Origin of the sequence: Thioclava sp. 'Guangxiensis', assembly GCF_045348365.1 — a bacterium.
In the GTDB taxonomy this organism is placed as follows: Bacteria; Pseudomonadota; Alphaproteobacteria; order Rhodobacterales; family Rhodobacteraceae; genus Thioclava; species Thioclava kandeliae.
Map to the genome: position 1 here is coordinate 800,001 of NZ_CP155823.1, position 21,464 is coordinate 821,464.

The following is a 21,464-nucleotide window of genomic DNA, read 5'->3' on the forward strand; positions in this document are numbered from 1 at the left end:
ACTTCGGTAGCTTACAACTTGCATAACCAGGGACTTATTACCTGAATACATAGGGTTTTAAGAGCGAACCCGGGGAACTGAAACATCTAAGTACCCGGAGGAAAGGAAATCAATATGATACTCCGCTAGTAGTGGCGAGCGAACGCGGATCAGCCGAGCCTTGAGAGTGAGTAGAATGGTCTGGAATGTCCAGCAATATGGGTGATAGCCCCGTATACGAAGCTCAACGGGACGAATTAAGTAGGGCGGGACACGTGAAATCCTGTCTGAAGATCGGAGGACCACCTTCGAAGGCTAAGTACTCCTTACTGACCGATAGCGAACCAGTACCGTGAGGGAAAGGTGAAAAGCACCCCGACGAGGGGAGTGAAACAGTTTCTGAAACCGGACGCCTACAAGCAGTCGGAGGAGCCTCGAGCTCTGACGGCGTACCTTTTGTATAATGGGTCAACGACTTGGTCTTACGAGCAAGCTTAAGCCGATAGGTGTAGGCGCAGCGAAAGCGAGTCTTAACAGGGCGTCGAGTTCGTGGGATCAGACCCGAAACCGAGTGATCTAGCCATGTGCAGGATGAAGGTTGGGTAACACCAACTGGAGGTCCGAACCGACACCCGTTGAAAAGGGTCCGGATGACGTGTGGCTAGGGGTGAAAGGCCAATCAAACTCGGAGATAGCTGGTTCTCCGCGAAAGCTATTTAGGTAGCGCGTCGATTGTATTCTCCCGGGGGTAGAGCACTGCATGGATGATGGGGGCCCACAGCCTTACTGAGTCTAAGCAAACTCCGAATACCGGGAAGAACTGATCGGCAGACACACGGCGGGTGCTAACGTCCGTCGTGGAGAGGGAAACAACCCTGACCAACAGCTAAGGCCCCCAATTCGTGGCTAAGTGGGAAAGCATGTGGGACTTCCAAAACAACCAGGAGGTTGGCTTAGAAGCAGCCATCCTTTAAAGATAGCGTAACAGCTCACTGGTCTAGTTAAGAGGTCCTGCGGCGAAGATGTAACGGGGCTCAAGCCACGAGCCGAAGCTTTGGATGCACTGTGAAGTGCGTGGTAGCGGAGCGTTCTGTGATATAGAACGCTGCCTCCTTATCTCCTTCGGGAGTATTGGAGGCAATGTTCTGACTGTGAAGCCGGGCTGTAAGGCATCCGGTGGAGTGATCAGAAGTGAGAATGTTGACATGAGTAGCGACAAACAGGGTGAGAGACCCTGTCGCCGAAAGTCCAAGGGTTCCTGCTTAAAGCTAATCTGAGCAGGGTAAGCCGGCCCCTAAGGCGAGGCCGAAAGGCGTAGTCGATGGGAACCAGGTTAATATTCCTGGGCCGTGAGATGGTGACGGATCTGAACCGTTGTTCGACCTTATCGGATTGGTCGGGCAGCCTACAGGTCCCTGGAAATAGCCTCTCTATAAGACCGTACCCGAAACCGACACAGGTGGACTGGTAGAGAATACCAAGGCGCTTGAGAGAACCACGTTTAAGGAACTCGGCAAAATGCCTCCGTAAGTTCGCGAGAAGGAGGCCCCATCTGTAGGCAACTATAGGTGGGGGGCACAAACTAGGGGGTGGCGACTGTTTACTTAAAACACAGGGCTGTGCGAAGCCGTAAGGCGACGTATACAGTCTGACGCCTGCCCGGTGCCGGAAGGTTAAAAGGAGGGGTGCAAGCTCTGAATTGAAGCCCCGGTAAACGGCGGCCGTAACTATAACGGTCCTAAGGTAGCGAAATTCCTTGTCGGGTAAGTTCCGACCTGCACGAATGGCGTAACGATCTCCCCGCTGTCTCAAACGTGGACTCAGCGAAATTGAACTGTGTGTCAAGATGCACACTACCCGCGGTTAGACGGAAAGACCCCATGAACCTTTACTACAGCTTCACACTGGCATCAGGATTGTGATGTGCAGGATAGGTGGTAGCCTTTGAAGCCGGAACGCTAGTTCCGGTGGAGGCATCCTTGAGATACCACCCTTCGCACTCTTGATGTCTAACCGCGGTCCGTTATCCGGATCCGGGACCCTGTGTGGCGGGTAGTTTGACTGGGGCGGTCGCCTCCCAAAGAGTAACGGAGGCGCGCGAAGGTGGGCTCAGACCGGTCGGAAATCGGTCGTTGAGTGCAATGGCAAAAGCCTGCCTGACTGCGAGACTGACAAGTCGAGCAGAGACGAAAGTCGGCCATAGTGATCCGGTGGTCCCAAGTGGGAGGGCCATCGCTCAACGGATAAAAGGTACTCTGGGGATAACAGGCTGATGGTGCCCAAGAGTCCATATCGACGGCACCGTTTGGCACCTCGATGTCGGCTCATCTCATCCTGGGGCTGGAGCAGGTCCCAAGGGTACGGCTGTTCGCCGTTTAAAGAGGTACGTGAGCTGGGTTTAGAACGTCGTGAGACAGTTCGGTCCCTATCTGCCGTGGGTGTAGGATACTTGAGAAGAGTTGCCCCTAGTACGAGAGGACCGGGGTGAACGGACCACTGGTGGACCAGTTATCGTGCCAACGGTAGTGCTGGGTAGCTATGTCCGGACAGGATAACCGCTGAAAGCATCTAAGCGGGAAGCCCCCTTCAAAACTAGGTATCCCTTGAGGGCCGTGGAAGACCACCACGTCGATAGGCTGGAGATGTAAGTGCAGTAATGCATTCAGTTGACCAGTACTAATTGCCCGATTGGCTTGATTTGATCCAGTAGTAGACAGACACTCCTACAGATCAAAATCATGCATACGAACACAACTTGACTTGGACGCTCTTTATTCGGTTTGGTGGTCATAGCGCTGGCTATACACCCGGTCCCATTCCGAACCCGGCCGTTAAGGGCCAACACGCCAATGGTACTGCGTCTCAAGACGTGGGAGAGTAGGTCACCGCCAAACCTAATAAAGAGCGTCAATCATCTCTATAACGATACCCCCCCAATCAGACACATCCTTACGCGGGATGGAGCAGCCCGGTAGCTCGTCAGGCTCATAACCTGAAGGTCGTAGGTTCAAATCCTACTCCCGCAACCAAATAAAAAGCCGTCTCATCAGAGGCGGCTTCGCGCATTCTTGACACAGCAAAAATAGAACGGAAAATCCGCTCAGAAGAGCGAATGAAGACGGGCATCAAGAGCCTCCGCCTGCAAAATCTCCAGACGCACAGGCAATGTCAGCACCTCACCACGCAAGGATGAAGGCAAACGCGCAGCGTCCTTCTCCGTCGTCACAAGCTGTAAACCATCCGCCTGCGCATCATGCAAAAGACGCGACAACAGCGCAGCCGTGAAAGGCTGGTGGTCACCAAGTGACTCCGTCCGAACAACCGACGCACCCAAGCCTCGTAGCGTATCGAAAAACTTCTCTGGATAACCAATCCCCGCAAACGCCAAACACCGCAATCCACGCCAGTCCATACCCGTCGGCAACGGGGCCAGGTGGCCAGTAAAATGAGGGCAGGGAAGATAAGCGCCCCAGCGCGACGCAAAACGCTCTTGCGCCGCAGCCTCCCCGATCGAAACAACAAGATCAGCCCGCGAAAGACCCGCAGATACAGACTCCCGCAACGGACCCGCTGGAAGGCAAAGCCCGTTCCCAAAACCTCGACCCGCATCCACAACCACAATGCTCAGATCCTTCACAAGCGCAGGGTTCTGGTGACCGTCATCAAGCACAATCACATCCGCCCCCGCAGCACAGGCCGCAACACCGCCCGCCGCACGGTCCTTCGACACCCAGACAGGCGCAAAGGACGACAACAAAAGGGGCTCATCCCCGACAGCCGAGGCATCATGCACACGCGCATCAACCCGCACAGGACCAATCAACCGCCCACCATGCCCGCGAGAAACAATATGCGGTGCGTGACCGAGCGCCTGAAGGAGCTGCACAACCGCCATAACCGTCGGCGTCTTCCCCGTCCCGCCCGCATTGATGTTACCAACGCAGATAACCGGAATATTCAAACGCAACCCCTCACGACAAACGCGACGAGAAGTCGCATAGGCCGTCAGGCACCCGAGCGGGATCTTGCGTTGGGTCGACCGGTGCTGCCCAAGGGCCAGACCAAGCACGGCGTTCGGAGTTGCCGAGTTCCCGCCGGACATGGTCGATGCACTGACGACATTGCTGCGAGCTCCGAAGGGCTGCGCGTTCGGGGCTACAAACCCTCCACTGGAGGGTTTGCTACACGCCCCTCATCTTTGCCGCCTCCGTCAGGATCAGCTTGTCGAGCGTCAGATCCGACACGGCCCATCTAATCTGCGTATTCTCCTGCTCGAGTTCCTTCAGTCGCTTGAGCTGATCGCGGTTCATCCCGCCATACTCACGTCGCCAACGGTAATAGGTCCGGTTCGGGTCATACCAATCTGGCGAACCGCATCCGCCAGCTTCGCGCCTTGGCCCTGGCACAGGCCTCAACCTGACGCAGCTTCAGGACGATAGCTTCCGGCTTCTCGCATTTGCCTGCCATCCAAGTCGTCCTCCATAATACGGGATAAACTATCCCAAAAAATGGATCACTCAAGTGGGGCAAGACCAGGGCGCGGCTAGCGCGCTGTGATGGTCCGGTGCACGGGTGCGGGGATCAGGGTCGCGATCTTCTCCGCGCCTGCCATGCTGACATGGGTAGGGTTGAAATAGAGGACGCTGTCGGCTTCGGTCATCGGGCAGATCCCGTCACGGCACAGGCTGGCTGTCGGGTCGATCCATTGAAGGTCCAGCTCTCGCGCAAGGGCCTTTTGCTGTCCGGCCCATGACACAAGCATCGGTATCTGCGGATGCGCGGGCATGCTGAGCGTCGCCAGATCGCGTCCGAGCAGTTTGTAGGAGCCGGCAATCTGGGGAACATCCAGATCGGGATTGGGAATCTGTCCCAGCAGGATCACCTCCTTGCCGCCCGCAACCAGTGCCTCGACGACGGCGCGGTAGCCTTCTGCCATGCCCGCGAGATTCTCGGGATAGGCCGCGCGATTGGTGGCCAGAAGGACGGTCGAGATGGTGGGGTCTGCCACGAGCCCCGCCAGCATCGCCTTGTTCGCGCGCCGGCAATCCGGACGCCGAGGCATGTCGATGCCGATGACCGGCGGGCAGGCCGAGGCGGTGATCTGGCGCACCGCGCGGTCGTGCGAGAGGGCTGCCGAGAGTTCGGTGCCGTGGCTGTCACCCCAGACCGCGATCTCGGGCGGGGTGTCGCCCGACCCCAATATACAGGTGTCCCGATAGGGTAGGTGTTTATGGCAGCTTGCGCGCCATGGGCTGTAATCTTCGGCTCCGGCAAATAGTTGTAGCTCGGCCTGCGTGAAACGCTGGTGCATGCCCTTTTGCCACCAGATCCAGCCTGAACCGGCGATCAGGGCCAGCATCGCGCAGACGCCCGCCCGCAGGATCGGGCGTGTGGTCGGTATCTGGGCGAAGGGCTGCTCGATCAGGCGGTAGCTCAGCCAGCCCGCCAGACCCGATGCGGCAAGCGAAAGCCCCATGACCCAGATGGTCGGTTCCTCAGGCGACAGAAGACGCAGATAGGCCATGATCGGCCAGTGCCAGAGATAGAGCGAGTAGGAGATCGCGCCGAAGAATACGAGCACCGGATGCGAGAGCCAGAGCGCGATCCGCGTGGTGCCTGCGCGCCCTGCCCAGAGGATCAGTCCCGTCCCGAGAGTGGGCGGCACCGCCCAGAGGCCGGGGAAGGGGGTCCTGGAGGAAAGAAGGATCAGGCTGGCCAGCACAAGAGCCGCACCCGCGCTTGCGAGGACCGGACGCAGACGCGCGGGCGGGACGGGCGCGTAGGCCATCAGCGCGCCGGCCAGCAGCTCGAAGCCGCGGAACGGTGTTAGGAAATAGGCGGCGGTCGGATGGTCGAGCGACCATTGCGACAGCCCCAGCAGTGCCAGCACGCTCAGGAGCGTGATCCATGCCAGATGGCGGGCGGCGCGCTGCATCACCAGCCAGAGCACCAGCGGGAAGAGCAGATAGAACTGCTCCTCGACGGCAAGGGACCATGTATGCAGCAAGGGCCGCAGTTCGGCCGCTGTGTCGAAATATCCGCTATAGCGGTAGAAATCGACATTCGACAGGAAGATCGTGGCCGAGAGGGCATTGCGGGCCAGTTCCTCGAACTTCTCGGGGCTCAGGATCAGGGCGCCTACGGCCAGACAGACGAGCAGCATCGCGAAGAGCGCCGGAAAGATACGCCGGATGCGCTTGCGATAGAACTCGGCCAGAGAGAAGCGGCCCGTGGCGATATCGCGGCGCAGAAGAGCGCCGATCAGGAAGCCCGAGATCACGAAGAACATGTCCACCCCGACGAAACCGCCGGGCAGGGCATGGGGAAAGGCGTGGAAAAGGGTGACGGACAGAACGGCGATGGCCCGAAGGCCCTGAATATCGGCCCGGAAGGTTGCTGACATTTCGGGGCTGATCGGACGGTTCACGCGTTATTCCTGACACTGTTACACAACATGTCCATCTAACAGGGATGTGGTAAAGATCCGATTATCGGCAGTTGGCCCCAGTCACTGCACCAGCCCCAATATGCGGGGCAGCCAGAGGGGCACGGCCGGCACGAAGGTGATCAGGGCCAGCACCGCCAGCATCGACAGGAACGGCCAGAACATCTTGCGGGTGACCTGTATAACCGTGCGCTCGGCCACATTCGCCGCGACAAAGAGCGAGATCCCGTAGGGCGGGCTGACCGTGCCGATGGCGCAGTTGAGGATGATGACGATGCCGAAATGCACCGGATCGATCCCCAGTGACAGCGCCACCGGTGTCAGCACCGGCACCACGATCAGAAGGGCCGCGATGGTTTCCATGAACATACAGATGAACAGCAGGAGCACATTCATAAGGAGCAGGAAGACGGCAGGGCTCGAGGAGACCTCGCGCAGCCAGTTGCCCAGCAGGGCGGGGACGTTGTTGCTTGCGATCAGCCATGCAAAGACCGAGGCCGTGCCGATGATCAGCATGACCGAGGCCGCGATCGAGGCCGCGCGCAGGAACAGCGCGGGCAGATCCGAGAGTTTGAGTTCGCGATAGACGAACATCCCGACCAATAGCCCGTAGAAGGCGGCTACCGCCGAGGCCTCTGTCGGGGTAAAAACACCGCCCAGGATGCCCACCAGAATGATAACGGGCATCACCATCGCGGGGATCGCGGCCCATCCGGCCCTGAGCAGGCGGGCAAGGCTGAAGCGTTCGGTCTCGAGATATTGCGGACCGCCGCGCTTGGCATGGATATAGGCGTTGAGCATCAGGAGCGCGATGCATATCAGCCCCGGCACCACGCCTGCCATGAAAAGTGCCCCGATCGAGATATTGGTGATCACCGCGAGCACAACCATGGTCAGGCTGGGTGGGATGACGGCTGCCATTGCCCCGGCCGAGGCGATGATGACCGCGCCGAAATCGACATCATAGCGTTTGCGTTTGAGCGCGGGTTGCATGATCGCCGAGACGGCCGCCACATCTGCAGAGCCCGAACCCGAGATGGCGGCAAGTCCCGTGGCCGCAAGGCAGGAAACCTGCAGCAGCGAGCCCGTGACCCAGCCCATCATCGCGGTCGCGAAATCGACGATGCGGCGCGAGATACCGCCTGCATCCATCACCAGCCCCGCCAGCACGAAGAAGGGGATGGCCATCAGCGTGAAGGAGTTAAGCCCCGCGAAGATCCGCTGGCTGACGATGGAGACGGGAATATCGGTGGTCAGCAGCAACGACCCCACCGCTGAGGCGCCGAGCACGAAAACCACGGGCACGCCCAGAGACAGAAGCGCTACGAAGGCAATAACAATGACAATCATCAGGCGGCCTCGTCGAGCGCTGGAACATCGGGTCGGGGGAAGGGGTCGTTCCAGCGACGGATGCAGGCATCGAGTGCCTCGATCATCATGTAGATACCCGCGACGGGCATGGTCATGTAGATATACATCATCGGGAGGCCCAGAGCGGGCGATGTCTGGAATTTGCCGAAGGCGATCAGCGGCTGGGTGCCGTAGCAGAGCACCGCCAGAAAGGCGATGATGACCGCATTGATTGCCACCAGCACCAGACGGGCCGCATTGCGCGGCAGCATGGCGGGCAGCATGTCGATGGCCACATGCTGGCCGCGGGCCAGGGCGATGCCGGACCCGAACAGCACCAGAAGGATCTGCGCGAAGGTCGCGATCTCGGAGGCGGACGAGATCGGATAGTTGAAGAGATAGCGCCCTGCCACCTGAACAAGGACCGAGACCAGCATCACGGCCAAGAGCACGATGACGATCCCCGAAACGACAAGGCGCAAGGCCCCGCTGAGCTTATGCACGAAATTGGCAAGCCATGACATGGGCAGACCTCCGGTAGTGGGAGGCGAGGGGGCGGACCCCCTCGCGATTGGATCAGTTGACCGCGTTGATCATCTCGTAGAGTTCTTTCTTGCGGTCATCATCGAGATATTTCTCCTTCACACCGGCCGCGGCCTCTCGGAAGGCGGCAGTGTCGGGATGGGTGATCGTCACGCCCGCATCTTTCAGCTTCTCGAGTTTCTCCGCATCGCTCTTGACGTAATACTGGCGCTCGAAGCTGCCGGCTTGCATGCCCGCATCCAGAAGCGCTTTCTGCTGGTCTGCGGGCAGCTTGTCGAAGGCCGCTTTGCCCATGACAACGGGGGCCACCAGCTGCAGCCAGCCGACCATCGCCCAATCGGGAGCCACCTCGTAGAACTTTTGCGAGTAGTAGTTGGTATTAGCGGCATCGGCGCCATCCACCACGCCCGTTTCCAGCGCACCATAAAGTTCGGTATAGGGCAGTGGTGCGGGATTCGCGCCGAACGCCTTGAACGCATCGATATGGGCGGGGTTCTGGATGACACGGATCTTCTCGCCCTTCAGGTCATCGATCGAGTTGATCGGTTTCTTGGTCATGATATGACGCTCGCCCGCCGAGAACAGCGCCAGCAGCTTGAACCCCCGCTCTTCGAGAATGGTCGAGACCAGATTGAAGATCTTCGGATCATCCAGCGCCTTGTCCATCTGTTCGGAGCTCTTGAAAATATAGGGCAGCGAGAAGGTCGCCAGATCGGGGGCGAAGTTTGCCAGTGCCTCGTTGGCGGCCACGGCGATATCCACGGTGCCCATCTGGGTACCCTGGATGCTTTCCATCTCATCGCCCAGCTGCGCATTGGGGAAGGTCTTGATGGTGAGGCTGCCATCGGTGTCCTTGGCCACAATCTCGGCCATCTTGTCGAGACCCACGCCATAGGGCTCGTCGGCATTGGCGTTATGCGAGGCGCGCAGCTCGGCGGCTTGGGTGGCAAGTGTAGTGGCAAGCGTGAGGGCGGAAGCCATCAGAAGCGAACGAAGTGTCATGGTTATCCCTGTTTTTTGGTCATTTGTTGTGGTGAGACGTTGGGGCCGACCCGAGCAGTCCCAACTCGGGGGCAGTAAGGATGGCGCGCAGTTTTTGCGCGGCGGCCGCGGGTAGCGGCAGGCGGGGCGAGCGCGGCGGCCCCATATCCTGCCCGATCATGAGCATCGCGGCCTTGGTTGCGGGCACATAGAGATCACCGCCGAGGGCGTTGATCAGCGGCAGCATGCGGCGGTAAAGTGCGCGGCTTGCCTCCCAGTCGGTCAGATTGCATGCGCGTGTGACCAGCTCTGTCGAGAGCGTCGGTGCGATGTTGGAGACGACGGAGCTATAGCCCACGGCTCCTGCGAGGCAGGATTCCCACGGGTAATAGCCCGCGAAGACCTCCAGCCGTCCCTGACACAGGTCGAGGATCTCGGTCACGCGATGGACGTTTTTCGAGGTATCTTTCACATAGAGGATATTGTCGATCTCGCTCAGCCGCGCCAGATCTGCGGCAGTGATGTCGATATTGGCGGTGAAGGGGTTATTATAGACCATCACCGGAAGGCTCAGAGACTCTGCCACGCGGCGGAAATGGGTGAAACGTTCTTCTGGCGTAGGGCTGGAATAGAAGGGCGCGATCACCATAACCCCATCGGCCCCAAGTGCTTCGGCCTCCTGCGACAGGCTGATCGTTTCCTCGGTCGACTCGGCGGCCGAGCCAATCAGCACCGGCACACGGCCCCGCGCCGTGCGGATCACGCATTCGGCCACGGCGCTGCGTTCCTCGCGTGATAGCGAGAGAAACTCGCCCGTGCTGCCCAGCGGGATCAGCCCGTCCACGCCCTGCGCGATCTGCCACTCGACATAGCCGGCCATCCGCTCCAGATCGAGCGCGCCGCTCTGGTCGAAGGCTGTCAGGCAGACGGTATAATTGCCGCGAAACGGTGTGTGAGCCATCAGTCATGACCTCAAATAACCTGTTGCTACTCACATTATTTGATATATTTTGGTCGTCAATGGGCGGATTTGATGAAATCAAAGGCTTGAGCTGGCGTTTCTCTGGCAGGAGGGGCCGTGTGGCTCTGGAAGGAAATAGCGATGCCATTTATGGAAATATCTGATTTTGGCGGGCCTTTAGAGGCGCGTAAGGCGGCCGCTGAGGAGGCGACCAGGGCGCTTGTGGAGGCCTATAAGGTAAGCCCCGACATCGTCACCTGCTATTTCCATGATTCTCGTGATGCCTATGCCCATGCCGGAAAATTTGGCGAAGATGCCGAAAAAAAGCGCATTTTTATAAAACTTCACGCCTTTCCTCGGCCGAAAGACCAGCAGAATCGCGCCGCGCGCGCCTTGGCTACGGCCTTTGCCGAGAGCTACGGCCTGCCGCTGGCGCATGTGGCCATCTATTTCGTCGCCCGTGACGAGACGGATGCCTATCATGGCGGCATCTCTGCCGCTGATATGAAACAGACGCGCTCGCGCAATAGTTGATACAAAAAACAGGGACGATTATGCAGAGATACTTCAGCGAAGATGTAGCGATGATCGACGATATGGCCGCGCGCTTTGCCGCCGACGTCATCGCACCCGCCGCCGCCGCCCTCGACAAGGCCGGAGATTTCCCCGCGGATCTTTACAAGGCAATGGCCGGACAGGGACTGTTCGGCGTGGCGCTGGAGGAGGAGGCCGGCGGATCGGGCTTCGGGGCGCTGGCCGCCTGCGCGGTGATGGAACGTCTGGCAGGGGCGTCGGGCGCTGTCGGCAATGCCTTTGCCATCCCGACCGAGGCCGTGCGCGTCCTCCATCACCATGGCAACGACACCCAGCGCGCGCTGATTCCCGGCATTCTGGCTGGCGAGATCATCCCCAGCTGTGCGGTCACCGAACCCGATGCGGGCTCGGATGTCTCGGCCATGCGCACCCGCGCGGTGCGCGATGGTGACGACTGGGTGATCTCGGGCACCAAGGCATGGGTCACCTTCGGTCGCGTGGCCGATATGATCATGGTGTTTGCCAAGACCGATCCCGATGCGGGCTATCGCGGCATCAGTGCCTTTGTGGTGGACATGAACACGCCCGGCATTTCGCGCGGGAAATCCGAGGAGCTGATGGGCATGCACGGTCTGGCCGAATGTCAGGTCAGCTTCGATGAGGTCCGCGTGCCCGCCACTGCCCTTCTGGGCGAGGAAGGCCGCGCCTTCAAGATGGCGATGGATAACTTCAACTTCTCGCGGCTTCTGATGTCGGCGATGGCGCTTGGCATGGCGCAGGCGGGGATGGAGGACGCGATGGCCTATGCCACCACCCGCAAGCAGTTCGGCGTGCCGATCTTCGAGCATCAGGCCGTGCAGTTCATGATTGCCGATATGTCGAAGGATATCACCGCCGCGCGCCTCATGATCCATCATGCCGCGCGTATGGCAGATGACGGTCTGCCCTATGCGCTGGAGGCCGCGCAGGCCAAGCTGTTCACCACCGATATGGCGCAGGTGCATATTTCCAACGCGCTCCAGATCCATGGCGGGAACGGCTATTCGCGCGAATACCGGATCGAGCGTCTATATCGCGACGTCCGTCTGTCGCAGATCTATGAGGGCACCAACCAGATCCAGCGCGTGATCATCGCCCGCAACCTCGAGAAGCAGTATCAATGAGCCTGAGCATTCTCACCGCCGCAGAGGCGGCCAATCTCGTCCGTCCCGATCAGGTGCTTGTAGTGGGCGGCAATGGCGGCACCGGTGTTCCCGAGGCGATCCTCGAGGCGCTCGAGACCCGTTTCCACGAAACGCGCTCGCCCTCGAACCTGACGCTGATCCATGTCACGGGCATTGGGGCCGTGACCGAAAAGGGCCTGTGCCGGCTGGCGCATGAGGGCATGGTCTCGCGCGTGTTCGGGTCCAATTTCGGGCTGCAACTGCCGCTGATGAAGCTGATCGTCGAGAACCGTGTGGCGGGCTACAACCTGCCGCAGGGCGTCATGAGCCAGATGTTCCGCGCGCAGGCCGGCAAGATGCCGGGGGTTGTGACCCATGTGGGGCTCGGCACCTATATGGACCCCCGTCAGGATGGCGGGCGGATGAATGCCCGCGCCGAGGAGCCCTTTGTCGAACTGACCGAGCTGGCCGGGCGCGAATGGCTGTTCTACCGGATGCCCTTGCCAGATATCTGCATCCTGCGCGGCACCTCGGCCGATGAGGATGGCTATATCGCTATGGAACATGAGGCAACGACTCGCGAGGATATGTCGATCGCCCAAGCCGTCCATAACAATGGCGGCACGGTCATCGTGCAGGTCAAGCGACTGGTGAAACGTGGCTCTCTGCATCCGCAACTGGTGAAGATTCCGGGCTTTCTGGTGGATCACGTCGTGGTCGAACCCGAGCAGATGCAGACCTATACCACGGGCTATGACCCCGCGCGCTGCGGCGAGACCCGCGTGCCGATTTCCTCGATTGCGCCCGATCCGCTGACCGAGCGCCGTGTGATCGCGCGCCGTGCCGCGATGGAGCTACGCCCTGACGAGGTGGTCAATCTCGGGGTGGGGGTCTCGGCGATGATCCCCAATGTTACCGCCGAGGAGGGGATCGAGGATATGATCACCCTCACCGTCGAGGCAGGTGTCATCGGCGGCGTTCCGGGCTATGCGCGCGAATTCGGCACTGCCTATAACCCGCGGGCGATTATCGACCAGCCCTACCAGTTCGACTTCTACGATGGTGGCGGGCTGGATTGCGCTTTCCTGTCCTTTGCCGAGGTCGATCCCGAGGGCAACGTCAATGTCACCCGCTTTGGTGACCGCTATGATGGCGCGGGCGGCTTTATCGACATCACCCAGAACGCCAAACGGCTGGTCTTCTCGGGCACGCTGACGGGTGGCGGGCTGCGCTGCGCACCCGCCGAGGGCGAGATGAAGATCACCACCGAAGGACGGATGCGCAAATTCGTCGGGAAAGTCGGCCAGATCAGCTTCAACGGCGCGCAGGCGCGGGCCAAGGGGCAGGAGGTCACCTTTGTGACCGAACGCGCGGTCTTCCGGCTCGAGGCGGATGGTCTGGTGCTGGTCGAAGTGGCACCCGGTGTGCGGCTGCGCGAGGATGTGCTCGACCAGATGGCCTTCGCGCCGCGCATCAGCGAGACGCTCAAGCCGATGGAGGCCGCTCTGTTCCGGACCGGCGCGATGGATCTCAAAACCCGTCTAACAGGAGATGGCAATGGCAAATGAAGCACAGATGCAGGCCTGCCTTGCGGGCATCGGCCCCGAGGGTCTGTTCTATGAGGATATCGAGCTCGGCGCCGAATTCGTGACCTCGGATCACGAGATCACCCGCGAGGGGATCGCGACCTTCGGCAAGGTGACGCTGGATGAACACCCGCTGCATGTCGATGAGGACTATGCCCGCAAGGCTGGTTTTCCGGGGCTCATCGCGCATGGTCTGTTCGGCCTGTCCCTGATGGAGGGGCTGAAGACGCGGCTGCATCTTTATGACCAAAGCTCGATTGCCTCGCTTGGCTGGGATGCGGTGAAATTCCGTGCGCCCATCCTGCCCGGGGACCGCGTGCATGTCTGGATGAAGTTCTCGGGCGCGCGGGCTTCGTCCTCGCGCCCTGCAGGCATTGTCACGGAAGAGGTCGAATTGCGCCGCGCCGATGGTAGGGTCTTGATTTCGGCCCAACATCTGTCTTTCATCAGAGCGAAGGCAGAGACGCTCGCGGAGGGCACATGACCGACCTAGAGGCCCAGATCGAGCCCGCACGGCAGGAGAATGCCGTCGAGACCGCAAGCCACAATTTGCGCAATGCGATCCTGTCGGGCAAGTTCCGCCCCGGCGAGCGGTTGAAACTGGCAGCCCTTACGAAGATGTTCGACTGCTCGGTCATGCCGCTGCGCGAGGCCTTGCGCCTGCTCGAAGGGCAGGGACTGATCGAATTCAGCCCCAATAAGGGCGCTGTGGTGCGCCGGATCGATCATAAATACGTCTCTGATCTCTATGACCTGAATACCGAGTTGCGGATCATGGCGCTGCGCGGGCTGCGCGATTGCCTGACGCTGGACAAGATCGCGCAGCTGGAGGCGCATCAGCGCGCCTATCAGCAGGCGGTGGATCAGGGCGATGACGAGGCGGCCCTGCGCCATAACCGCGGGTTCAATGCGCTGATCGTGCAGTTCGGCGGCAATGACGAGGCATTGCGGATCTTCAGCCATGGCTGGGAGATGATTTACGCGTTCCGCCATAGCTTCGGCTATGGCAGCGCGCGCAGGCAGGGCCTCGCGCTGGAGATGGCGCTGATCGTCGAGGCGCTCAAACGCCATGATTTCAAACAGGTCGAGGCGCTGTTGCGGATGCAGAATGCCGCCGTGCGCGAGGACCTCTTCGAGCGGCTTCCCCCCGCAGGGGCCTGAGCCGGACATACCGCCCGCCGAGCGACGCGCGCTCTGCGGGGCGACATCAATAAGGATAGACTGATGACCAGAGTCACCAGCGCCGCTTTGCGCGGCGTGACCGTTGCTACGACCGTGCCCTTCACCGGGGACGGATCGATCGACTGGAAAGGCTACGAGGCCACGCTCGAGCACTGCGCGCGGGCCGAACAGGCGGCCTGCGTGTTCGTGAACGGCCATGCGGGCGAGGCCACCGCCATGACCGCATCCGAACGTGCCGAGGTGCTGCGCGTGACCCGCGCCTTTGTGGCCGATGGCCGCCCGCTGATGGCAGGGGTCGTTCCGACCGGCCTGCCGCAGGCGCTCTCGCAGATCGAGGCGGCGCTAGAGGGCGGGGCCGATGTCGTGACCATCTTCCCGCCCGAAGCCATTGCCGGTGGCAATGCCGCAACCCAGGCGGGCCCCAGGTTCTTCGAGGCCTTGCAGAAGGAATTCCCGCAAGTGCCGCTCTCGGTGTTCCAGTTCCCCGTAGCCTCGGGCTTCGGCTTCTCGACGCCGATGCTGGCCGAGATCGCCGCCATCGACACGGTGGTGGCCATCAAGGAGGGGTCGGGCACGATCCTCGCCTATGAGGAAAATGTCCGTGCGGTGAAGGCAAAGGCGCCCGATGTCGCCATTTTGGCCTCGAATTTCAACTGGTTCTTCGCGCAGGTGGCCTTTGGTGCCGATGGCATCCTTTCGGGGTTGGCAAGCGTCGCGCCACGTCTGCTCAACCGCCTCTGGGCGGCCTCCGAGGCGCAGGATCTGGCAGCAATGCGTGCCGCCTATGACGCGCTCTATCCGGTGGTGCAATCCATCTATCATCCCGCGCCGGTGGTCGATATGCATACCCGCATCAAGGAAGGGCTCGTGGCGTTAGGCGTAATCGACCGCTCGACCCCGCGTCTGCCGCTCTTGCCGGTGACGCCGGAGCTTGCGGCGCAGTTGCACGAGGTCTTCACCACGATCGGCCGCGATAACGCCTGACGGCATCGGATGGGGAAGGAGAACGAGGCCCCCTCGCTGCCGCGGATGGGGCCTCGTATGTGCGCGCAGAGCTTATTGCGGTTGAAGAATGTCTGTCGGCACGTCATCTAGGCATTAGCGCGATGCTCGAACGGTGTTTCGCGCAATAGGATTGCCAGCCACCCCCCGCTGAGGGGGACCGCCAGCTTTGCATGCTCCCCGCCCGAAGGCGGGAGCGAACGGCTGGAGAAGGCGATTGGCACACAGGATCACCATTCCACGATTGGCGCAGGCGGCAGGGGTGAGCGCCTCGACGGTTGACCGCATCCTGAACGGGCGGGGCGCCGTGCAGAAGGCAACCCGCGAGCATGTGCTGGCGGTGGCCGAGGCGATCGGGTTCCACGGTGTGCCCGTGCTGCGCCGCCGCGCGGCGGAAGGGGCAGGGACCAAGCGGCTGGGCTTCGTGCTGCCGCAGGGCAACGGCCTCTATCGCGATATCGGTGCGGCGCTGAGCGAGGCGGCGCAGATCTGCGCAAGGCCCGAACTGCGCTATTATGACGAGACCGACCCCGCCACGGCGGCCATCATCTTGCAGGAGCTTGCGCAGTCCTGCGATGCGCTCGGGGTCATGTGCCCCGATGATCCGGTGCTTGTGCAGACCCTCGGGGAGCTTGCGCAGAGGCAGGTGCCGGTCTGGACGCTGCTGTCGGATCTGCCGCAGGCCGCGCGGGCGGGGTTTGTGGGGCTTGATGCCTTCCGGCTCGGGCGGAGTGCGGGCTGGTTCATGGAGCGGCTTCTTCCGCAGGGCGGCAAGGTCGCGGTGATCTGCGGCGCGTCCGGTTTTGCCGCGCAAAGCGACTGTGCCGCAGGGTTCGCAGCCTGTCTTGCGGGCCTTGGAATGGATCTGGTGTCGCGGCTCGATTGCGGCGAAAGCGACGCGACCTGCCGCAATCGCCTCTACCGTCTGCTTGGCCAGCAGCCCGATATCCGCGGGCTCTATGTGATCGGGGCGGGAATGGCGGGCGCGATCGGGGCGCTGAAACTGCTCGACCGGCCCGATATCGCGGTGATCGGCACCTATCGCGATCCCTATGTCGCGGCGGCGATGGCGCAGGGCTGGGTGGATGTCGTTCTGAGCCATTCCTTCGAGGGGCTGGCGCGCGCGGCGGTGGCACGGATGGTCCTGCCCATCGGCCATACGGGCGCGCCGGTCATGGCACATCTGCCGCAGGAGATCCTGATCAGCGAGGGTCTTTAGAGCATCGCTGCCACCCGCCTCACGGGTGGCAGCCTTTGTGTCAGAAGCGCGTCGTCAGGCCGATCTTGTAAAGGCGGCCATTCTCGCGGTAGCTCGTCTCGTCGGAGGGTTGCTGGTCGAAGAGGTTGTCCACCCCCAGACGCAGGTTGGTCTGGTCGTTGAGGCGGTAGTTCATCGCCACATCCACCAGATAATAGGGGTCCGAATTCTGACCGCTGGGCACGGCACGGGCCTCTTCCGAGCTCAGGTCGTCGGCATCCTGATAATTGGCCTGTTTTCCGACATAGGTGAGCGTGCCCGAGAGGTTCAGCCGGTCGTTGACCGTCCAGTCGAGCCCTGTGGTGATGTTCCATTTGGGGGTCGTGGCCATCGGGAAGGTCACATCCTTCAGCGCATCATAGGTATAGGTGTATTCCGATTTTGCCAGATAAGTGAAGGTATTGGTCCATTTCAGCCCGTCCTGCACCTGCCATGTCAGCCCGCCCTCGACACCTGCGGTCTTGCCGCTGTCGAGATTGGTGCGCTCGTAGATCGTATAGCCGGTATCGGGATCGGTCTCGCCGGTCTGGCGTGCGCCGATCATATTGTCGACATCATTATAGAAGGCGGTCAGCTCCCAGCTGACGGTCCGGCCCTGCGCATTGATCCCGATCTCGTAATTCTGTGATGTCTCGGGCTCCAGATCCTCGTTGCCATAGATGACGCAGGGGCCGGCATAGGGTTTGCACCCGTTGCCGCGCGAGCTCATCTTGTAATTGGGGTCGAGGCTGCGCAGATCGGGGGCGACGAAGGCCTCGGAGTAGCCTGCCTTCAGCATCATGCCATGGCCCAGATCGTAATTGGCATAGAGGCGCGGCGACAGATGCTCGCCGAATTCCTCGTGATGGTCGAGCCGTGCGCCCCCCGTCACACTGAGGCGGTCTGTCAGGGTCAGGCGACCCTCGCCGTAAAGCGCCGCCGTGGTTGCCGAGCCGTCGAGCACCGTGCCGCTGGTGGTCTGCGGATCATTCAGCTCCTCGCGCATCACCGTGCCGCCCAGCGTATATTCCAGCCCTACCGAGCCCAGCTGCGTGAAGGAGGTATAGCGCGTCTCGAAGGAGGTGGTGTCATACTCGATCGGATCTTCCCAGGCCAGCGCATCGCTGTCCCAGCTCTCGTTGCTGGCATGTTCATAGCGCAGATAGCTCGACAGGGTGCCTTGCCCCAGCGTCCACTCATTGGTCAGCCCGATGCTGTCCTTTTTCACATGGTTGGTGTCATGCGCGCCTTCGGAGGCGAGATATTTATCGGTGGAGCCGGAATATTCGAGCCCCCACTCCATCGTATCGGACGGCGTCCAGCTTAGACGGGTGCCGAAATTACGCACCTTAGAGCCGTCGCTGCCATAAGCGGTCGCCGCCTCGCCATCGCTATCGGTATAGGTGAACGGATCGGGCGCATCCTGCTCGGAGATCTTGCTCCAGGCCGAAAACGACAGGGTATCGGTGATCGCGCCGCTGACATAGCCGGTGATCTGGCGGTTATCGCCGGTGGTGCTGTGGTCACCAAAGCCGAAATCGGCCGAGACCGAACCGGAGAGGGTTTTGGTCGGCTTCTTGGTGATGATATTGATGACACCGCCCATCGCATCCGAGCCGTAGACGGTCGACATCGGGCCGCGCACCACCTCGATCCGCTCGATCGCGTCGGTGGGGATGTCGCCCAGATCGCCCTGATAGTGGCGGGCGAAGCTCTTGCTGGCATTGATACGCTTGCCATCGACGAGGATGAGCGTCCGGCTGGAGGACAGCCCGCGGAAGGAGACTTTGTTGGTGCCGTCATTCGAGCGGCTCAGATTGAGGCCGGGCACCTCGCGCAGCACCTCGGTCAGCTCGCGCGCGCCCTTGGCCTCGATATCCTCGGCGCCGATGACGGTGACCGAGGCGGGGGCGTCCTGCAGCGTGGTGGTGAGGGTCGAGGCGGTGACCATGATCGGGTCGAGCGTGATATCCGTCTCGAGGGTCTCGTCCTGCGCATGGGCAAGATGGGGCAGGACCGCGACAGAAGAGGCGAGAAGCGTCCTTACGGTCAGCCGCCCGAGGTGTCGGGGCGAGGTGAGGGACAGGCGCGTAGGCATGAGGGGTCTCCCGGGAAAGTGATTTTCCGTTGGGTATCCATCACGCGGATCTTATTCAAAGTGTTTTTGTCGGGTATTATGCGGATCGCGTCTGCCTGACGTGATCCGGTTCTGGACGGCGCTGGATATGTGGCTATAATGCAACGAATGGGCCTCGTCTTGCGAGGGTTTGCCGGCAGGCGCCGGGTGTCGATAAAGACCTGCTCTGACGGATTTCCGTAAAATACGCACGTGTTTTAGGCAGTTACTCGCCGGGGCCGCCGGGGTGGATCTCGACCGGAGGGTGCAGCGCTTGCGATGGAGAAGGGGCGGGCCTACCAATGATGTATCGCGTGATCTTCCGGCGCGGCGTTACCTGTGGGGGGCAGGCCAGAAGCAACATGACATCCGAAAGCGTCCTTCCCGAACTGAGTATCATCGTGCCGGTCTTCAACGTGGACCGCTATCTGCCCGATTGCCTCGATAGCCTTGCGGCGCTGAACGATGTGGCGGTCGAATTCATTCTGGTCGATGACGGGTCAACGGATGGCTCGCGTGAAAGATGCGAGGCGCGCGTGCGCGATGATCCACGTTTCCGGCTGTTGCAAGCAGCGCGTGTCGGACCGGGAGAGGCGCGCAACATCGGGATCAGAGGGGCGCGCGGGGCGCATATCGGTTTTTTGGATGGGGATGATCTTGTCGTGCCGGAGGCCTATCTTGCGGCCCTCCGGCAGGTGCAGGCAAGCGGGTCCGATTTCGTCACCTGCGCGTTCCGGCGCCTGCGGGGCGGAGGGGTGCTGCGCAAGAGCCGGCTGAGCCGTGGTCATGCGGTCAGCAGAAGCGGAGTCCGTCCGGAGGACCGACCGGACTTGGTCTTTGCCAGTGTCTTCTGGAACAAGATTTTCCGGCGGGATTTCTTCGAGAAAGCCTGCTATCCGATCCCTGACGGGATCTTCGAGGATATCCTGCCCAATCTGCGCGCTTTCTGCATGTCGGAGCAGATTGATGTTTGCGCGCAGGTGGCCGTGTTGTGGCGGGTGCGCGAGGATAAGTCTTCCTTCACGCAGAAGCAGGGATCGCGGCGCAATACAGCGGCACGGCTTGCCGTTCTGGCGAAGTGTCTGGCATTCCTCGACAGTCAGCCGCAGGGCTACCGGACGGCTTTCCAGCATAAGGTGATCGCGCATGATGCGCAGATTTTGTTGAAAGCTCTGGCCGCGGTCGAGGAGACCGGGCTGCGTCTGGTCGCAAGAAAGGTGTTCGTCGATCTCCTCGCGCTCGGGCCGGCGGACGAAACGGAGACGCTGGTAGGAATACAGGCCTTCATCAACGCCACATTGCCCGAACCACCTTCCGAAGAACCGCTGGAGGATATGATTCCACTGGAAGAATATTCGCTGGTGTTCCGCCCGAGAAAGGCCACCGCGATCTCCGCTCGTACGGCCATAAAAATCGTATCCAGAGGCACCACCGAGCGTTTCATCGGGGATTTTTCCAGCCTGCATATCCATCATCTGGATGCCGGACGACGCGAGGTCTTCTGGTGCGACGTGCCGGAAGACGCGCCTTTGATGGAGGAGCCATTCTATTATCAGGGACTCCGGAAACTCGGATCCGCAGGCTATGCCATGTCCTTCGATAATATCGGCCCGTGGCAGCGGCCTTTGCGCGCCCGACCGGTGGTGATGGCGTCCATCGGGCGCTGCGGCTCGACCTTGCTGTCGAAACTCACCAAGGGGATGGGGCTTGCGACATGGTCGGAGCCCGACAGTTTCACCAATCTGGCCGTTACACCGGAGTTGCGCGCCGAACCTGCGCTCTATCAGGGGCTTATGCGGTTGGGGCTCAATGTGCTGGCCGATCAGGCGGCGCAGACAGGCCAGTCGCAGTTCGTGGTGAAACTGCGCGCGCAGGCGACGCCCGTCTGCGAGGATCTGGCGGCGCATCACCGCGATACGCTGGTCTTTTTCGTCGTGCGCGAGCCGGTGGCATGGGCGCTCTCCTATCACAGGCTTTGGGGCGCGGCGCCGGAGGTTCTGGCAAAGACCCTCTCGGACCAGCTCGGCTATATCCGTGCCGCGCAGGCGCGCGGGCTCGAGGTGACGGTGATCGATTACGACCGGCTGGTGGCTGCGCCGCATGAGACGGTCGGTGCGATTTGCGCCACGCTGGGAGTGCCCGCTCTGACGCCCGAACGGATCGGGGCGATTTTCGGTGTGGATGCACAGAAGGATACGCCGGTGTCACGCAGCTCCGGCACCGCTCCTGCCGACGGGTTTGCCGAAGCTTTCGTTGAAGCGCTCCGGCAGCGCGCGCCTGATCTCGCCGAGATGGGGCCTGCCTGCTGGCTGGCGCAGGGGGCCTGAGGGGAGCCTGAGAGGACGCGAAAAGGGGAGGCCCCGATCAGGCCTCTCCCGTAGTAGC

At 61.2% G+C, this 21,464-nt stretch carries 15 protein-coding genes, 1 tRNA gene, 2 rRNA genes and 1 pseudogene (1 of these 19 only partly in view); 11 read left to right on the forward strand and 8 right to left on the reverse strand.

The window, feature by feature from the left end; all coding sequences use genetic code 11:
- The 3 genes from ABEB22_RS17210 to ABEB22_RS17220 all read left to right on the forward strand — a co-directional run.
- Window positions 1-2,680, forward strand: a 23S ribosomal RNA gene (locus ABEB22_RS17210); it begins 151 nt to the left of the window's first position.
- 78 nt (window positions 2,681-2,758) lie between these two features.
- A 5S ribosomal RNA gene (rrf, locus tag ABEB22_RS17215) occupies window positions 2,759-2,873 on the forward strand.
- Between the two features lie 58 nt (window positions 2,874-2,931).
- A tRNA-Met gene (locus ABEB22_RS17220) sits at window positions 2,932-3,008 on the forward strand.
- Window positions 3,009-3,079: 71 nt separating this feature from the next.
- Here ABEB22_RS17220 and lpxK read toward each other — a convergent pair.
- The 7 genes and pseudogenes from lpxK to ABEB22_RS17255 form a co-directional block, all read right to left on the reverse strand.
- Window positions 3,080-4,003 (reverse strand): tetraacyldisaccharide 4'-kinase, encoded by a 924-nt coding sequence (lpxK, locus tag ABEB22_RS17225; RefSeq protein ID WP_349295835.1) that lies wholly within the window; start codon window positions 4,001-4,003, stop codon window positions 3,080-3,082.
- Window positions 3,992-4,446: pseudogene (locus tag ABEB22_RS17230) on the reverse strand (transposase); the annotation flags it as partial. The pseudogene ABEB22_RS17230 and the gene lpxK, both read right to left, overlap by 12 nt.
- Window positions 4,447-4,522: 76 nt before the next feature.
- A complete protein-coding gene (locus tag ABEB22_RS17235) occupies window positions 4,523-6,406 on the reverse strand; it encodes an acyltransferase family protein (RefSeq protein WP_339114804.1) in 1,884 nt (627 codons plus the stop codon).
- A gap of 81 nt (window positions 6,407-6,487) precedes the next feature.
- A complete protein-coding gene (locus ABEB22_RS17240) occupies window positions 6,488-7,774 on the reverse strand; it encodes a TRAP transporter large permease (RefSeq protein WP_339114805.1) in 1,287 nt (428 codons plus the stop codon).
- A complete protein-coding gene (locus tag ABEB22_RS17245) occupies window positions 7,774-8,298 on the reverse strand; it encodes a TRAP transporter small permease (RefSeq protein WP_349295536.1) in 525 nt (174 codons plus the stop codon). Before ABEB22_RS17245 ends, ABEB22_RS17240 begins: the two co-directional genes overlap by 1 nt.
- Window positions 8,299-8,350: 52 nt before the next feature.
- Window positions 8,351-9,319 (reverse strand): TRAP transporter substrate-binding protein, encoded by a 969-nt coding sequence (locus ABEB22_RS17250; protein WP_349295537.1) that lies wholly within the window; start codon window positions 9,317-9,319, stop codon window positions 8,351-8,353.
- Window positions 9,320-9,338: 19 nt separating this feature from the next.
- The gene (locus ABEB22_RS17255; RefSeq protein ID WP_349295538.1) at window positions 9,339-10,259 is read right to left on the reverse strand and encodes a dihydrodipicolinate synthase family protein; all 921 of its coding nucleotides are present in this window, start codon (window positions 10,257-10,259) and stop codon (window positions 9,339-9,341) included.
- Window positions 10,260-10,376: 117 nt separating this feature from the next.
- Between ABEB22_RS17255 and ABEB22_RS17260 the strand changes: the two genes are divergently transcribed.
- The 7 genes from ABEB22_RS17260 to ABEB22_RS17290 all read left to right on the forward strand — a co-directional run bounded on the left by ABEB22_RS17260 (window position 10,377) and on the right by ABEB22_RS17290 (window position 16,945).
- Entirely contained in the window at window positions 10,377-10,793 is a 417-nt protein-coding gene (locus ABEB22_RS17260; RefSeq protein WP_339114809.1) for a hypothetical protein, read from the forward strand.
- A 50-nt stretch (window positions 10,794-10,843) separates the two neighbouring features.
- Window positions 10,844-11,956, forward strand: coding sequence for an acyl-CoA dehydrogenase family protein (locus ABEB22_RS17265; RefSeq protein WP_349295540.1), 1,113 nt, complete (start codon window positions 10,844-10,846; stop codon window positions 11,954-11,956).
- A complete protein-coding gene (locus ABEB22_RS17270; RefSeq protein WP_349295541.1) occupies window positions 11,953-13,524 on the forward strand; it encodes a CoA-transferase in 1,572 nt (523 codons plus the stop codon). The genes ABEB22_RS17265 and ABEB22_RS17270 overlap by 4 nt, the downstream gene beginning before the upstream one ends.
- Window positions 13,514-14,026 carry a MaoC family dehydratase gene (locus ABEB22_RS17275; RefSeq protein ID WP_349295542.1) on the forward strand — a complete coding sequence of 171 codons (513 nt, stop codon included), beginning with the start codon at window positions 13,514-13,516 and terminating at the stop codon, window positions 14,024-14,026. The genes ABEB22_RS17270 and ABEB22_RS17275 overlap by 11 nt, the downstream gene beginning before the upstream one ends.
- Complete coding sequence (locus ABEB22_RS17280) at window positions 14,023-14,703, forward strand: GntR family transcriptional regulator (RefSeq protein ID WP_339114813.1); 681 nt, start codon at window positions 14,023-14,025, stop codon at window positions 14,701-14,703. The genes ABEB22_RS17275 and ABEB22_RS17280 overlap by 4 nt, the downstream gene beginning before the upstream one ends.
- Window positions 14,704-14,766: 63 nt before the next feature.
- Window positions 14,767-15,708, forward strand: coding sequence for a dihydrodipicolinate synthase family protein (locus ABEB22_RS17285; protein WP_339114814.1), 942 nt, complete (start codon window positions 14,767-14,769; stop codon window positions 15,706-15,708).
- 235 nt (window positions 15,709-15,943) lie between these two features.
- A complete protein-coding gene (locus ABEB22_RS17290; protein ID WP_339114815.1) occupies window positions 15,944-16,945 on the forward strand; it encodes a LacI family DNA-binding transcriptional regulator in 1,002 nt (333 codons plus the stop codon).
- Between the two features lie 40 nt (window positions 16,946-16,985).
- Here the strand turns inward: ABEB22_RS17290 and ABEB22_RS17295 are convergent, their stop codons facing one another.
- Window positions 16,986-19,061 carry a TonB-dependent receptor domain-containing protein gene (locus ABEB22_RS17295; protein WP_349295543.1) on the reverse strand — a complete coding sequence of 692 codons (2,076 nt, stop codon included), beginning with the start codon at window positions 19,059-19,061 and terminating at the stop codon, window positions 16,986-16,988.
- Between the two features lie 380 nt (window positions 19,062-19,441).
- Between ABEB22_RS17295 and ABEB22_RS17300 the strand changes: the two genes are divergently transcribed.
- Complete coding sequence (locus tag ABEB22_RS17300; RefSeq protein ID WP_349295544.1) at window positions 19,442-21,406, forward strand: glycosyltransferase; 1,965 nt, start codon at window positions 19,442-19,444, stop codon at window positions 21,404-21,406.
- Window positions 21,407-21,464 lie beyond the last annotated feature (58 nt).

Bases quoted from the DNA above. Each gene is read 5' to 3' on its own strand.
- ABEB22_RS17240 (WP_339114805.1), bottom strand. From the start codon at position 7,774: ATGATTGTCATTGTTATTGCCTTCGTAGCGCTTCTGTCTCTGGGCGTG.
- ABEB22_RS17245 (WP_349295536.1), bottom strand. From the start codon at position 8,298: ATGTCATGGCTTGCCAATTTCGTGCATAAGCTCAGCGGGGCCTTGCGC.
- ABEB22_RS17250 (WP_349295537.1), bottom strand. From the start codon at position 9,319: ATGACACTTCGTTCGCTTCTGATGGCTTCCGCCCTCACGCTTGCCACT.
- ABEB22_RS17255 (WP_349295538.1), bottom strand. From the start codon at position 10,259: ATGGCTCACACACCGTTTCGCGGCAATTATACCGTCTGCCTGACAGCC.
- ABEB22_RS17265 (WP_349295540.1), top strand. From the start codon at position 10,844: ATGATCGACGATATGGCCGCGCGCTTTGCCGCCGACGTCATCGCACCC.
- ABEB22_RS17270 (WP_349295541.1), top strand. From the start codon at position 11,953: ATGAGCCTGAGCATTCTCACCGCCGCAGAGGCGGCCAATCTCGTCCGT.
- ABEB22_RS17275 (WP_349295542.1), top strand. From the start codon at position 13,514: ATGGCAAATGAAGCACAGATGCAGGCCTGCCTTGCGGGCATCGGCCCC.
- ABEB22_RS17280 (WP_339114813.1), top strand. From the start codon at position 14,023: ATGACCGACCTAGAGGCCCAGATCGAGCCCGCACGGCAGGAGAATGCC.
- ABEB22_RS17285 (WP_339114814.1), top strand. From the start codon at position 14,767: ATGACCAGAGTCACCAGCGCCGCTTTGCGCGGCGTGACCGTTGCTACG.
- ABEB22_RS17295 (WP_349295543.1), bottom strand. From the start codon at position 19,061: ATGCCTACGCGCCTGTCCCTCACCTCGCCCCGACACCTCGGGCGGCTG.
- ABEB22_RS17300 (WP_349295544.1), top strand. From the start codon at position 19,442: ATGACATCCGAAAGCGTCCTTCCCGAACTGAGTATCATCGTGCCGGTC.